Origin of the sequence: Streptomyces sp. NPDC001599 (assembly GCF_042893535.1) — a bacterium.
Taxonomy (GTDB): domain Bacteria; phylum Actinomycetota; class Actinomycetes; order Streptomycetales; family Streptomycetaceae; genus Streptomyces.
In genome coordinates this window covers 1-12,194 of sequence record NZ_JBIAVA010000020.1, presented here as the reverse complement: position 1 = coordinate 12,194, position 12,194 = coordinate 1, and the positions used below count along the sequence as shown (strand labels likewise).

Sequence of the window (12,194 nt, the reverse complement as noted above, 5' to 3'; positions counted from 1 at the left end):
GTAGTCGATTAGACATATGTCTCTTGGGTAATGGCTACTCGACAGGGTCGGTCCGCGACCGGGCTACCAGAAGTCGGCGACTCGCCGTCGTCGAAGATAAGGTGGCTCGCGCAGACCTACCCACAGCTGGTCGCGTTCGGCAGGCTGCCCTCCGGCGCGCACCGGCGTCACCCAGAAGGAGCGCCATGCCCATCGCCACGGACCCCAGCCTCAACCGTCGCAAGCTCCGTTTGGCCCTGAAGGCCGCCCGCGACAAGAGGAGCCTGACCCAGCGCGAGGCTGCCGACCTTCTGGACTGGTCCCTGTCCAAAATCATCCGCATCGAGGCGGGCACGGTCAGCCTCTCCGTCACCGACCTCCAGGCCATGCTTCGCCTGTACGAGATCGAGGAGCCCGGTGTCGTCGAGGAGTTGGAGGAAGCGGCGCGCGGCAGCAAGGGCCAGGCGTGGTGGTCCGACTACAGCGACATCATCGCCGCGCCCTTCGCCCAGTACCTCGGCTATGAAAGCGCCGCGGACACCATCCGCGCCTACCACCCGTCACTCATCCCCGGCCTGCTGCAGACCACCGACTACATCAGGGCGCTCTACGACGCCGCGGGTGCGAACCCGAACGCCCAGAAGAACATCGACCTCCGGTCCGCACGACAGGAGCGCATCTACCGCGAGAGCGACGGACCGCAGGTGAGCATGATCGTCGACGAGGCGGCACTGCGGCGCCTGATCGGCGGGGCGGCCGTCATGCGCAATCAGCTGTCCTTCATCAAGCAGATGGCGACCTCGCAGCGGATCACCCTTCGGGCCCTGCCGTTCACCGCGGGCGCCCACGACAGCCTGGACAGCAGCTTCCTCCTCCTCGGATTCCAGGACGACGAAGACGTCCTGTACGTGGCAGGCCCGAACGGCGTGCTCACCAACCGGGACAACCGGGAGATGGTCGCCCGGTACCAGGAGTGCTTCGAAGACCTGACCGACAAGTCACTGAGCGAAGAGGCGACGATCTCGCTGCTCGACGAGCTCCTGGAGCAACTGCGGGATTCATGAACCGAATCTCCTGCACGGCCGGGAGAGTGAAGGGAGGGCCATGGGCACGGGGAAGCGCAAAGGGAAGGGCCGCGGAGACGGGGCACGGCCCTCGCTCATGGAACAGGGGATGGCAAGCGACGAGGCCAGTGCCAGGCTGCGCCGCATCTACCAGGACGAGGCCGACAACGCCATACGCCGCAGGGCGGCCCACACGGACGACCTCATCCGAATCCTGCGCAACCTGACAGCGCTGGCGGTCTTCGCCTCCGCTTCACTCACAGCGGTGGCATTCGCCGGCATACAAATGGGCATCCACCCTGCCGCCAGCGTCGCGGGCAGCTTCAGCGCGGCAGCTCTCCTCGTGCGAACCTTCGCAAAGGCCTATCAGACGCTGCGCCCTTCGCTGCCGGACGCACCAGAAGACCCACCGTCCAGCGATACGCGGTGACAGGGGTTCTGGCCCACCACCACCCTGCCGCCGCCGCGACGAGCACCAGAGCCAGGGCCCACAGCACGATGCGCTGCACAAGGCCGTCGCCCGACAGGGACGCCACCGCGCCTACCGTCGCGGCGACGACGCCGGCGACCAGGCAGTAGGCGGGCAGGCTCACCCCTCGCCCCGCATCATTGGCGGGATCAGGACTATCCATCGAAGCCTCCCCCGAACGGGTCTGCTCTCAAAGACGCCACAGCACTGCGCCAGGCGCGCACCGAGAACCGAAGCGTCGCACGTTGCGGGCACTTGGAGTCACGTACCCATACCTGAGTGCTCCTCAGCGCTATCTCGCAGCAGTCGCCTTCTTGCGCCGAACTGTAACTACTTTTCCGCCACGAAACCGCCGATTCTCCGCCGCCCAAGACCGCCCCCCTCATCCGGTCACCCGCCCGTCAGCCAACTAGCCCACGTTGGTCTACCCGCTGCCGCCACGGCTCAACAGTGGCCCGGACGGCGGGCCGCATTTTGCGCCAAGCACTGACACCGCATCAGGGCCTAACGACCGAACCGCACCACAGGTTTCGCTTACACATCGTTGCCAGCCATGCCCCGCCGTGATACACAGAGTGACGATACGACCACCAGAAGCCGTCTCGGCGCCGACTGACCAGCCGACGCCGGACGGTGACGGGCTGTTCGCACGAAACCCGCCAAACAATGACGCCAACGCGACACGCGACCGCGTCATCGTCGGCGACAATGAGGCTTGACCTCTGCACATCCGCAGAGGGCGCGGAACTACCCAACAGGGGCGGTGACTTACATGCTCTTTGCGGCCGACGAGGGAGACATCAACACCATCATCGGGGGGATCGCTCCGGACTGGGGCCCCTTCGGTGCGCTGGGGACCGAGGCGAAGACGATGGTCCAGGTCGTCATGGCCGTCGCCATTCTGCTCTGCCTCGGCATCGCCATCTGGGGTGCCGCCAAGCAGCGCATCGGTGCCACGGCCCTGAGGGACACCTTCAGCGCCGAGCAGGGCAAGGGCCTCATCATCGCCGGGCTGACGGGCGTGTTCATCATCGGCTCCCTCGGCACGCTCTTCACCATCGTGTACGGGATGGCCGTGTAGCCCCGGCACGCAACCGTTCCTCCCCCTCCATCCCACCCGCCCGTCGTGCCAACCGGCTGAGGTTGCGTTTCCCTGATGTCGAGTCATAACACCGCGCCCGAGCGGGACCCAGCACGGCTACCGTCGTACGTACACGGCCGACCCGACGTCGAGGGGGCGTACGCGGCATGAGTCTCGGAGACGATCACCACTCGTCCGGCGATTACGGCGGCGCCGGTCAGACGCGGCTCCGGCTGCCCGAGGACGAAGGCGGCCCCCGACGCGGCGGCCGCTCCTCCTCGCGCAGCCTGGTCACCGTGGTCGGCGTCGTCGTCCTCCTCATCGCCGCGATCGCCTTCGCGAACCGTGGAGGAGACGATTCCGCGTCCGGGGAGGACGGGGACGGAGACAAGCCGAAGACCTCGGCGACGGCGCCTTCGGGGACACGTCCGGTGCAATCGGGCTTCGCCCATGACGCGCAGGGGGCGCAGAGCGCGGCGGCGAACTACGCGGTGGCGCTGGGGTCTGACGGGATGTTCGACAAGGCGAGACGGCATGAGATCGTCAGTGCCGTCTACGCACCCGACATCGCCGCCGCCCGGCAGACGGACCTGGACGGCGCGTACTCCAGCGCGAAGTTCCTGGCCAACATCGGCCTGGACAAGAACGGCAAGGCGCCAGCCGGTCAAACCTTCGTCTCCCGGGTGATCCCAGTGGGCACCAAGGCCACGGCCTCCAGCGCCGAGAAGGCGACCGTCGAGGTCTGGTACACCTCGCTCTTCGGGCTCTCGGGCGGTAGCTCGACCAACCCCGTGACCGAGAGCTGGTACACCACCACGTACCAGCTGACGTGGACCAACGGCGACTGGAAGGTCACCGACTTCGAGCAGAAGGACGGACCGGTGCCAGTCGGGCGCGATCAGCGGGCTTCCACGGCCGACGACATGACGAAGGCCGTCGAGGAATACGGAGGGTTCACGTATGCGCGCTAACCACCGCGTCCTCAAGGTATCGGCCGCTGCCGCAGCAGTACAGGCCTCGACGATTCTGCTGGCCACCCGGGCGTTCGCCGCCCCTACACCGGCCCCCACGGACACCGAGGACCCCTGCGATCTCATCCGCGGCCCCGCCAAGGACTACTGCGAACGAGGCGAAGGCGGCGGCTCCGGGGGCGGCGGGGGTACCCCCGACACACTCCCCTCCACCCTCGACCCCCTCTCCTCCCTGGCCAAGGGCTGTGCCGACGCCGCCGCCTGGACCGTCGACACGCTCAGCAAGGCCGTGCAGAACACCGCAGACGTCGACTTCACCAACGGCACGTTTCTCAAGCAGTACGGCATCGTCTTCGCCGCGTCGACGATCCTCACCCTGGTCCTCTGGCTGCTGGCCGTGGCCAAGCGTGCCGTCCGCGGCGTCCCGCTCACCACCGCGCTCTCCGAGGCCGTCGGGTTCCTGTGGCTCACCGTCCTGGCGTCGGCCTTCACGCCGTTGATCCTGTACACGGTCGTGTCGGCCACCGACGCCGTCACCGACGTCCTGGCCAAGGGCACCGGCGACCAGACGGACACCTTCTTCGGCACGTTCTCCCAGGCGCTGAAGCAGGGCAACGACATCGGCGGCGGCCCGATCATGCTGATCCTGGTGTCGTTCGTGTCGATCATCGCCGCGGGCGTCCTCTACCTGGAGCTGTACCTGCGCGCCGTCCTGCTCTACGTCGGCGCCCTGCTCGGCGTCGTCGTCTACGCCGGCCTGGTCGACAAGAACCTGTGGGGCCACGTCCGCCGCTGGGCCGGCATCATGATCGCCGTGATCATGGTGAAGCCCGTGATCGTGATCGTGCTGGGCCTGGCCGGCGCGCTGACCACGGAAGAAGGCCCCGACTCCGTGGCCGCCATCGTGTCCGGCCTCGCCATCATCCTGCTGGCGATCTTCGCCTCGGCGATGATCTACCGCTTCGTCCCCGGCTTCGGCGACGAGATCGCCAACGGCCGCAACAACCGCATCATGCAGGGCGCCGAGGGCAAGGCAGCCGCCGTGATCAGCTCCCCGGCGAACCTGGTCGCCCAGGGCATCAGAACCCACAGCAGCCGCAACAACGGCGACAGCGGCGGCGGACAGTCCTCGTCCTCCGCGGCCGCCCGCCCCTCGAACCCCGCCTCCGGCGGAGTCGCCGCACACAGCTCCCGCCCCTCGAACGGCGGCGGCGGAAATGTCCCCTCCGCCGCACCGGCACCGCGCTCCGGCAGCCCGGTGAACACACCGCACGCCAGCAACACCCGCAACAGCAAGAGCACAGGAGGTGACGGGCGTTGACGACCGAGTCCCACGTGTCCCATACGGTCACGCCCCGCCGTACGTATCTGATCGGCCGCGCCCGGCCGAACGCGATCGTCGGCCGCAATCGCGAGACCGGTGAGATCGCGCTGATCGTCGCGGGCGCGTTCCTCGGCATGATGTGCGGGCTCCTCGTCCCCGTCCTGTCCCTGCGCATCGTGCTGCTCGTCGGCTTCCCGATGCTCGCCCTCGCGGCGGTCTACGTGCCGTACAACCACCGCACGTTCTACCGGTGGTTCGAGATCAACCGCAGCTACAAGCGCACCCTCCGCAGGGGCACCACGTACCGCTCCGGCGCCATCGAGGCCGGTACCCGGATCGACGGCCGCGAGATCGAGGTCGGCCCGCCGCCCGGCATCGGCCGCATCTCCTGGCTGGCGGCGCCCTTCGGGCCCGACGAGATCGCCGTACTGCTGCACGCCGACCGCAAGACCGTGACGGCCGCCATCGAGATCGAGGGGCCCGGCGTCGGCCTGCGCGACTCCGAGGACCAGGAAGCCCTCGTCGACCGCTTCGGCACGCTGCTCAAGCACGTGGCCAACGGCGACGGCTTCGTCACCCGCATCCAGATGCTCGCCCGCACCCTCCCGGCCGACCCCGACGCGCACGCCAAGGACGTCTCCCAGCGCGGCGACGAAAAGTCACCGCCGTGGCTGCGGCAGTCGTACGACCAGCTCCAGTCGATGGTGTCCACCAGCAGCGAGCAGCACCGCGCCTATCTCATCGCCTGCATGCACTACAACCGCGAACTGGCCGCCGAGGCGCACACCATGGCCCGCGCCGCCCGACCGCACACCGGACGCAAGCTGGACCGGGACGCCGGACTCGCGGTCGTCATGGCGCGCGAGCTGACCGACATCTGCTCCCGCCTCCAGGAAGCCGACATCCGCGTGCGCCAGCCGCTGGGCCAGGGCCGGCTCGCCTCCCTGATCCACGCCATGTACGACCCGGACCACCCCATCGACCACATCCAGGCGATGACCAAGCGCAACGCCTGGCCGGCCGAGCTGGACGCCATGGAGCCCACCTACCTCCAGGCCAAGACCCGCGAGTCCGCCACCCGCGCCCCCTGGTGCCACGCCACCGCCTGGATCAAGGAGTGGCCGATGACCCCGGTGGGCGTCAACTTCCTGGCCCCGCTCCTGGTCCACACCCCGGACGTGATCCGCACGGTCGCCGTCACCATGGACCTCGAACCCACCGAGGTCGCCATCGAACGGATGCTGACCGAGAAGACGAACGACGACGCCGAGGCCTCCCGCGCCGCCAAGATGAACCGCACCGTGGACCCTCGCGACATCGCCGCCCACGGCCGCCTCGACCAGCGCGGCGAGGACCTCGCCAGCGGCGCGGCCGGCGTCAACCTGGTCGGCTACATCACCGTCTCCTCCCGCACCCCCGAGGCCCTGGCCCGCGACAAGCGGACGATAAGGGCGTCGGCCGGAAAGTCGTACCTGAAACTGGAGTGGTGCGACCGTGAGCACCATCGCGCCTTCGTGAACACTCTTCCGTTCGCCACCGGCATCCGAAGGTAGGGGCTGAGCCTGATGCGGGACCCGCTGTCCGTCCTCACCGACGCGTTCACGTCCTTCCTGTTCGGGAAGGTGGAGACGACCCGCCTCCCCGTCCGCACGTCCACCGGCCAGGCCCAGGCCGTCTACCTGCCGACGGCCGCCCCCGGCCTCGGCGACTCCGGCGTGATCATCGGCCGCGAGGTCTACTCCGGCAAGGGCTACATCTACGACCCCTTCCAGCTCTACGGCCAGCAACTCCCCGCCCCGCACTGGCTGGTCCTCGGCGAGTCCGGCAACGGCAAGTCGGCCCTGGAGAAGACGTACGTCCTGCGCCAGCTGCGCTTTCGCGACCGCCAGGTCGTCGTCCTGGACGCCCAGGGCGAGGACGGCGTCGGCGAGTGGAACCTCATCGCCGAGGAGCTGGGCATAACCCCCATCCGCCTCGACCCGATGGCCGCCCTGGACCACGGCATCCGCCTCAACCCCCTCGACCCGGCGATCACGACGACGGGCCAGCTGGCGCTGCTCCGGACGATCATCGAGGTCGCCATGGGCCACGGCCTGGACGAGCGCTCCGGCTTCGCCCTCAAGGTCGCGCACGCCTACGTCAACGAGACCATCGTCGAACGCCAGCCGGTCCTCACCGACATCGTCGAGCGGCTCCGCCACCCCGAGCCGGAGTCCGCCGAGGCGATGAACGTCGCCATAGACGACGTGCGGGCCTGGGGCCTGGACGTGGCGCTGGTCCTCGACCGGCTCGTCGACGGCGACCTGCGCGGCATGTTCGACGGTCCGACGACCGTCGGCATCGACCTCGACGCCCCGCTCATCGTCTTCGACCTCTCCCACATCGACCGCAACTCCATCGCGATGCCGATCCTCATGGCCATCGTGGGTGTCTGGCTGGAGCACACCTGGATCCGCCCCGACCGGAAGAAGCGCATCTTTCTGGTCGAGGAGGCCTGGCACATCATCAACAGCCCGTTCGTGGCACAGCTGTTCCAGCGGCTGCTGAAGTTCGGGCGCCGGCTCGGCCTGTCCTTCGTGGCGGTGGTCCACCACCTGTCCGACGTCGTGGACGGGGCGGCGGCCAGGGAGGCCGCGGCCATCCTCAAGATGGCCTCCACCCGCACCATCTACGCCCAGAAGGCCGACGAGGCACGGGCCACCGGGCGCGTCCTCGGTCTGCCCCGCTGGGCCGTGGAGATCATCCCCTCCCTCACCCCCGGCATCGCGGTCTGGGACGTCAACGGCAACGTCCAGGTGGTCAAACACCTGATCACCGAGACCGAACGCCCCCTGGTCTTCACCGACCGCGCGATGACCGAGTCCTCCGCCGACCACCTGACCGACGACGCCCTGCGCGCCGCGGAGTTGGAGGCGGAGGAGCGGGCGGCGGCGTTCATGGAGCAGCACATCGGCGACTCCTCGGAATCGACGGTGGCGTAGGAGCAGTAGAGCAGTAGGACAGCAGGACGAGGAGAGGCACCGGACGCATGAGACCGGACGACCGCCGCGATCAGCGGCCGGCCCAGGGCGGCATCCCCGACGGCCTGCTGATCGGCATACTGGCCTTCATCCTCGGCATGACCCTGCTGGTGTGGACGGCGACCGGCCTGTCCGCCCTGTTCGCCCACGGCTCCTGGCCCGCCGGCGTCAGCTTCACCGGCACCCCGCCAGCCATGCGCCACCTGATCGCCGAGCCCCACGACCTCCCCGGCGCCTGGCCGGACGCCCCGGAGGGGGCGCTGTCCGGGTACGGGCTGTTCTGGGGGCTGTTCATCGGCCAGCTGATGGTGCTGGTGGTACTGACGGTGTTCGTGATGGGCACGGTGGCGCGGTGGCGCGCGGTACGACAGCGACGACGCGAGGAGCCCACACCAGTACCGGCACCGACACCGGCACCACTGGCAGCACCGGTGGCGCAGGAGACGCCGCTCCAGGAGCCCCCGCGGCACGAGGTGCCCACCCCCAGGGCGCCGCAACAGGACCCCGCCCTGGAAACCGAGCCCCCAGCCTCTGCGGCCAACGGCAAACCGGTGGGTGGGTGGGAAACAAACCGCGCCGAAGGCACGGTGCACTACGGCCCCAGAGAGAGCCGCCACTCAACGGCCGTCCAAACCCTGCGGGACGCAGAAGGCGCCGCCCTCGTCATCACCTCCAACCCCGCCCTCTGGTCGGAGACCAAGGACGCCCGCGCCAAACTCGGCCCCACCCACCTCTACGACCCCAACCACCTCTGCGACACCCCCGCCCGCGTCCACTGGTCCCCCACCGCGGGCTGCGAGGACAGACAGACGGCCACCGCCAGAGCCGCCGCCCTGCTCACCCCCGTCCGCCCCACCGCCCGCCTCGACCAGGCGATCGGCGACACCGCCGAACTGCTGCTGCGCAGCTACCTCCACGCCGCCGCCATCGACGGCCGCACCATCCGCCACGTCCACCGCTGGTCCCAGGGCCTCCAGGTCCAGGACGCCGTCCGCATCCTGCGCACCCACCCCAAGGCAGCCCCCGGCTCCGCGGGCGAACTCGAAGGATCCCTCACCGCCCACCCCGAGCGCCGGGACATGGCCCAGCAGCTGACCGCCCGGGCGCTCGCCGCGCTCTCCACGGTCAATATCCGCGAGGCGTGCACTCCCAACCGAACTGATGCCCTCGCCTTGGATTCCTTCGTCCACGAACAGGGAACCCTTTACGTGGTGGGTGAATCCATCGAGGATCCCCGCACGAGCCCGGGCGCGATGCCGCTGCTGACGGCGCTCGTCTCCAGCGTGGTCGAGCGCGGCCGGCGCATGGCCGAACGGTCATCCTCCGGTCGCCTCGACCCACCAATGACGCTCGTCCTGGACGACGTCGCGGCCGTGGCCCCGCTGCCCCAGCTCCCGGAACTGCTCGCCGACGGCACGGACGTGGGCATGCCGACCCTGGCCCTGCTCCGCTCCCGCGAACAGGGCCGCGCCCGCTGGCCCCACGACGAGCTGCCCGTCTGACGGAGGGTCGGCGGGGCCGGGCGGGTCAGCGCTCGAGCACGTACTCCAGCTCGTGGTCCCCGGGCCCGCCCTCCAGCGGCACCGTCCGCCCGCTCGGCGCGAACCCGGCCTTCCGGTAGGCCCCCTGTGCCCGCCCGTTGTCGGGATGCACGATGAGCCGCATCCGCTCGACGCCGTTCGCCCACGCCCACTCGAGACCGGCGTCGAACAGCGCCTTGGTCAGCCCGCTCCCCCGCCACTCGGGCCGTACGAACACCCCGACGACATGCCCCTGCCGCCGCTCCACCGGGAACCCGGCCCAGTCCGTCGTCCCGGCCTCCTCCACCAGCACGGTCAGCGTGCCGAGCCACCGCCCGCCGGGACCCACGGCAACGAACTGCTGCGCCCCGCAGGCCCCCTCGGCGCCTGAGGCCGCCCGCTCCTGCCAGAAGGAGTCCGGCCGCGCGGCGGCATCCTCGTACGTCTCCAGGTACGCGAGATCCGCGACCGGGTCCAGCAGCGCACGCAGCCGCAGCTCCTTCACCGCGGGCCACTCGTCGGCGCGTATGGAACGGATCACGTAGTCACCGGGGACCGAGGCACTCATGCCGGCCACCGTAATACCCGGGTACTACGCCCCTCATCCCATATACGGCCCCCGGACGGACGCCCGTCGCGCCCGGACCCCCGACCATGGTCGGATGGAGCCCGTGAAGCCGGTGCCGGAAGACCGAGCCGCCGAACCCCTCACCGAGTACGTCCAGCGCGTCAACCGGCGGATCCGCGCCTTCGACCACCGCCATCCGCTCCTGTGGGACCTCCACCTCACCGGCTTCTGGGTCCTGGCCGCCCTGATCGACGGCACCGGCGACGGCTGGCGCAGCGTCGCCCACGACCCCGACGTCCCCGTCGGCCTCGTCGTCGTGCTCAGCCTCGCCCTCTCCGTCCCCGTCGTCTGGCGCCGCAGCAACCCCCGGGGCGCCCTCCTCCTCACACTGCCCGCGGCGCTGGTGAGCGCGTGGTCGGGCGCCGCCCTCCAGGCAGCCCTGCTCCAACTCCTCCTCGTCCACCACATCGCCCTGCGCCTGCCGCTGCGCAACCTGTGGTGGGCGGTGGCCGTGGTGACCGCGCCGACCTGTGTCTCGGTCGCCCGCTACGGGGACAGCGCGGGCTCCTGGAACCAGCAGCTCGGCTCCCAGCTCGTCGCCATCGGCGTGGCCGCCCTCATCGGCATCACCGTGCGCACCCGGCGCGGCTACACCGAAGCCCTGGAGGACCGCGCCCGCCGCCTGGAGACCGAACGCGACCAGCAGGTCCGGCTCGCCGCCGCCGCCGAGCGCGCCCGCATAGCCAGGGAGATGCACGACATCATCGGCCACAACCTCTCCGTCATCACCGGCCTGGCCGACGGCGGCCGCTACGCCGCCGCCAAGTCCCCCGACCGCGCCGCCCAGGCCCTCGACGCCATCGGCACCACCAGCCGCCAGGCGCTCGGCGAACTCCGCCGCCTCCTGGACGTCCTGCGCGACGACGACCGGGACGGCACCGGCCCGGAGCCCGAACTGGCCCCGCAGCCCGCCCTCACGGACCTGGACCGCCTCCTCGACGGCGTACGCCGGGCCGGCCTCCCCGTCCGCACGACCGTCAAGGGGGAGCCCGACCTCCCCGAGGGCCGCCAGCTCACGCTCTACCGCGTCATCCAGGAAGCCCTCACCAACACCCTCAAGCACGCCGGCCCCGAAGCCACCGCCCACATCGAGCTGTCCTACGGGGCGGGCGGCGCCGCCACCCTCACCGTCACCGACACCGGCCGGACGGCCCCGCTCCCCGTCCGCACCCCGTCCGGCGGCCGCGGCCTGCCCGGGATGCGTGAACGGACTTCCCTGTACGGGGGCACACTTGAGGCCGGCCCGCGCCCGGCCCCGGAGCAGGGCTGGCGCGTCCATCTGCACCTACCGGAGGAATCCCCGCAGTGACCACAGTCCTCATAGCCGACGACCAGCCCCTCCAGCGCTTCGGCTTCCGCATGCTCCTGGAGAGCCAGGACGACATGACGGTCGTGGGCGAGGCCGCCAACGGCGCCGAAGCGACCCGGATGACGGCCGAACTCCACCCCGACGTCGTCCTCATGGACGTCCGCATGCCCGGCCTGGACGGCATCGAGGCGACCCGCCGCATCGTCGCGGGCGGCGGCCGCAGCCGCGTCCTCATCCTCACCACCTTCGACCTGGACGAGTACGCCTACTCAGGCCTGCGCGCCGGCGCCTCCGGCTTCCTCGTCAAGGACGCCCAGCCGGAGGAACTCCTTTCCGGCATCCGCGCCGTGGCCACGGGCGACGCCGTGGTCGCCCCGAGCCTCACCCGCCGCCTGCTCGACGCCTACGTCCACCACCTGCCGGCCACCAGCGCCCCGGACCACGCACCCGGATCCCCCGATCCGCGCCTGGCCCCACTCACCGAACGCGAAACCGAAATCCTGCGGGTCATGGGCCAGGGCTGGACCAACACGGAGATAGCCGAGCGGCTCCACCTCGCCGAGTCCACGGTCAAAACACACGTGGGCCGCATCCTGGCCAAGACGGGCTCGCGGGACCGCGTCCAGGCGGTCATCCTGGCCTATGAAACAAAGCTGGTGGGCTGAGAAGGCGGGGGCAAAAAACGGAGACCCCTGAACGCAGAAAACCCCGCACCGTTCCCGGTGCGGGGTTTTCTCGCAATGATTGTTCGGCGGCGTCCTACTCTCCCACAGGGTCCCCCCTGCAGTACCATCGGCGCTGTAAGGCTTAGCTTCCGGGTTCGAAATGT

General features: G+C 70.0%; 12 protein-coding genes and 1 rRNA gene. 10 read left to right on the top strand and 3 right to left on the bottom strand.

The annotated features are described in order from the left end of the window. The first annotated feature begins 185 nt into the window (after positions 1-185). Both ACFYZ3_RS33765 and ACFYZ3_RS33760 read left to right on the top strand, forming a co-directional pair. Positions 186-1,043, top strand: coding sequence for a helix-turn-helix domain-containing protein (locus tag ACFYZ3_RS33765; RefSeq protein WP_388525900.1), 858 nt, complete (start codon positions 186-188; stop codon positions 1,041-1,043). Positions 1,044-1,152: 109 nt separating this feature from the next. Further along, positions 1,153-1,473, top strand: coding sequence for a hypothetical protein (locus ACFYZ3_RS33760; protein ID WP_361863051.1), 321 nt, complete (start codon positions 1,153-1,155; stop codon positions 1,471-1,473). 194 nt (positions 1,474-1,667) lie between these two features. On the opposite strand, the gene ACFYZ3_RS33755 is transcribed toward ACFYZ3_RS33760, so the two are convergent. Further along, positions 1,668-1,898 carry a DUF397 domain-containing protein gene (locus ACFYZ3_RS33755; RefSeq protein WP_388525897.1) on the bottom strand — a complete coding sequence of 77 codons (231 nt, stop codon included), beginning with the start codon at positions 1,896-1,898 and terminating at the stop codon, positions 1,668-1,670. A 386-nt stretch (positions 1,899-2,284) separates the two neighbouring features. Here ACFYZ3_RS33755 and ACFYZ3_RS33750 point away from each other — a divergent pair, with 386 nt between their 5' ends. The 6 genes from ACFYZ3_RS33750 to ACFYZ3_RS33725 all read left to right on the top strand — a co-directional run bounded on the left by ACFYZ3_RS33750 (position 2,285) and on the right by ACFYZ3_RS33725 (position 9,410). Beyond that, entirely contained in the window at positions 2,285-2,593 is a 309-nt protein-coding gene (locus ACFYZ3_RS33750) for a membrane protein (protein WP_003974839.1), read from the top strand. A gap of 167 nt (positions 2,594-2,760) precedes the next feature. After that, positions 2,761-3,564 (top strand): hypothetical protein, encoded by an 804-nt coding sequence (locus tag ACFYZ3_RS33745; protein WP_388525894.1) that lies wholly within the window; start codon positions 2,761-2,763, stop codon positions 3,562-3,564. Beyond that, positions 3,554-4,885, top strand: coding sequence for a hypothetical protein (locus ACFYZ3_RS33740; protein ID WP_388525891.1), 1,332 nt, complete (start codon positions 3,554-3,556; stop codon positions 4,883-4,885). The genes ACFYZ3_RS33745 and ACFYZ3_RS33740 overlap by 11 nt, the downstream gene beginning before the upstream one ends. Beyond that, positions 4,882-6,441: an SCO6880 family protein gene (locus ACFYZ3_RS33735; protein ID WP_388525888.1), complete on the top strand. Its 1,560-nt coding sequence runs from the start codon at positions 4,882-4,884 to the stop codon at positions 6,439-6,441. Before ACFYZ3_RS33740 ends, ACFYZ3_RS33735 begins: the two co-directional genes overlap by 4 nt. A 12-nt stretch (positions 6,442-6,453) precedes the next feature. Next, positions 6,454-7,869, top strand: coding sequence for an ATP-binding protein (locus tag ACFYZ3_RS33730; protein ID WP_271416727.1), 1,416 nt, complete (start codon positions 6,454-6,456; stop codon positions 7,867-7,869). A gap of 47 nt (positions 7,870-7,916) precedes the next feature. Further along, entirely contained in the window at positions 7,917-9,410 is a 1,494-nt protein-coding gene (locus ACFYZ3_RS33725; RefSeq protein WP_388525885.1) for a type IV secretory system conjugative DNA transfer family protein, read from the top strand. Between the two features lie 25 nt (positions 9,411-9,435). Here the strand turns inward: ACFYZ3_RS33725 and ACFYZ3_RS33720 are convergent, their stop codons facing one another. Then, complete coding sequence (locus ACFYZ3_RS33720) at positions 9,436-9,996, bottom strand: GNAT family N-acetyltransferase (protein ID WP_388525882.1); 561 nt, start codon at positions 9,994-9,996, stop codon at positions 9,436-9,438. 94 nt (positions 9,997-10,090) lie between these two features. Here ACFYZ3_RS33720 and ACFYZ3_RS33715 point away from each other — a divergent pair, with 94 nt between their 5' ends. Continuing rightward, positions 10,091-11,365, top strand: coding sequence for a sensor histidine kinase (locus ACFYZ3_RS33715; RefSeq protein ID WP_388525879.1), 1,275 nt, complete (start codon positions 10,091-10,093; stop codon positions 11,363-11,365). Beyond that, the gene (locus ACFYZ3_RS33710) at positions 11,362-12,030 is read left to right on the top strand and encodes a response regulator (RefSeq protein ID WP_388525876.1); all 669 of its coding nucleotides are present in this window, start codon (positions 11,362-11,364) and stop codon (positions 12,028-12,030) included. Before ACFYZ3_RS33715 ends, ACFYZ3_RS33710 begins: the two co-directional genes overlap by 4 nt. An 81-nt stretch (positions 12,031-12,111) precedes the next feature. Here the strand turns inward: ACFYZ3_RS33710 and rrf are convergent. Beyond that, a 5S ribosomal RNA gene (rrf, locus tag ACFYZ3_RS33705) occupies positions 12,112-12,194 on the bottom strand; the annotation flags it as partial.

Bases quoted from the DNA above. Each gene is read 5' to 3' on its own strand.
- ACFYZ3_RS33765 (WP_388525900.1), top strand. From the start codon at position 186: ATGCCCATCGCCACGGACCCCAGCCTCAACCGTCGCAAGCTCCGTTTG.
- ACFYZ3_RS33760 (WP_361863051.1), top strand. From the start codon at position 1,153: ATGGCAAGCGACGAGGCCAGTGCCAGGCTGCGCCGCATCTACCAGGAC.
- ACFYZ3_RS33755 (WP_388525897.1), bottom strand. From the start codon at position 1,898: ATGAGGGGGGCGGTCTTGGGCGGCGGAGAATCGGCGGTTTCGTGGCGG.
- ACFYZ3_RS33750 (WP_003974839.1), top strand. From the start codon at position 2,285: ATGCTCTTTGCGGCCGACGAGGGAGACATCAACACCATCATCGGGGGG.
- ACFYZ3_RS33745 (WP_388525894.1), top strand. From the start codon at position 2,761: ATGAGTCTCGGAGACGATCACCACTCGTCCGGCGATTACGGCGGCGCC.
- ACFYZ3_RS33740 (WP_388525891.1), top strand. From the start codon at position 3,554: ATGCGCGCTAACCACCGCGTCCTCAAGGTATCGGCCGCTGCCGCAGCA.
- ACFYZ3_RS33730 (WP_271416727.1), top strand. From the start codon at position 6,454: ATGCGGGACCCGCTGTCCGTCCTCACCGACGCGTTCACGTCCTTCCTG.
- ACFYZ3_RS33725 (WP_388525885.1), top strand. From the start codon at position 7,917: ATGAGACCGGACGACCGCCGCGATCAGCGGCCGGCCCAGGGCGGCATC.
- ACFYZ3_RS33720 (WP_388525882.1), bottom strand. From the start codon at position 9,996: ATGAGTGCCTCGGTCCCCGGTGACTACGTGATCCGTTCCATACGCGCC.
- ACFYZ3_RS33715 (WP_388525879.1), top strand. From the start codon at position 10,091: ATGGAGCCCGTGAAGCCGGTGCCGGAAGACCGAGCCGCCGAACCCCTC.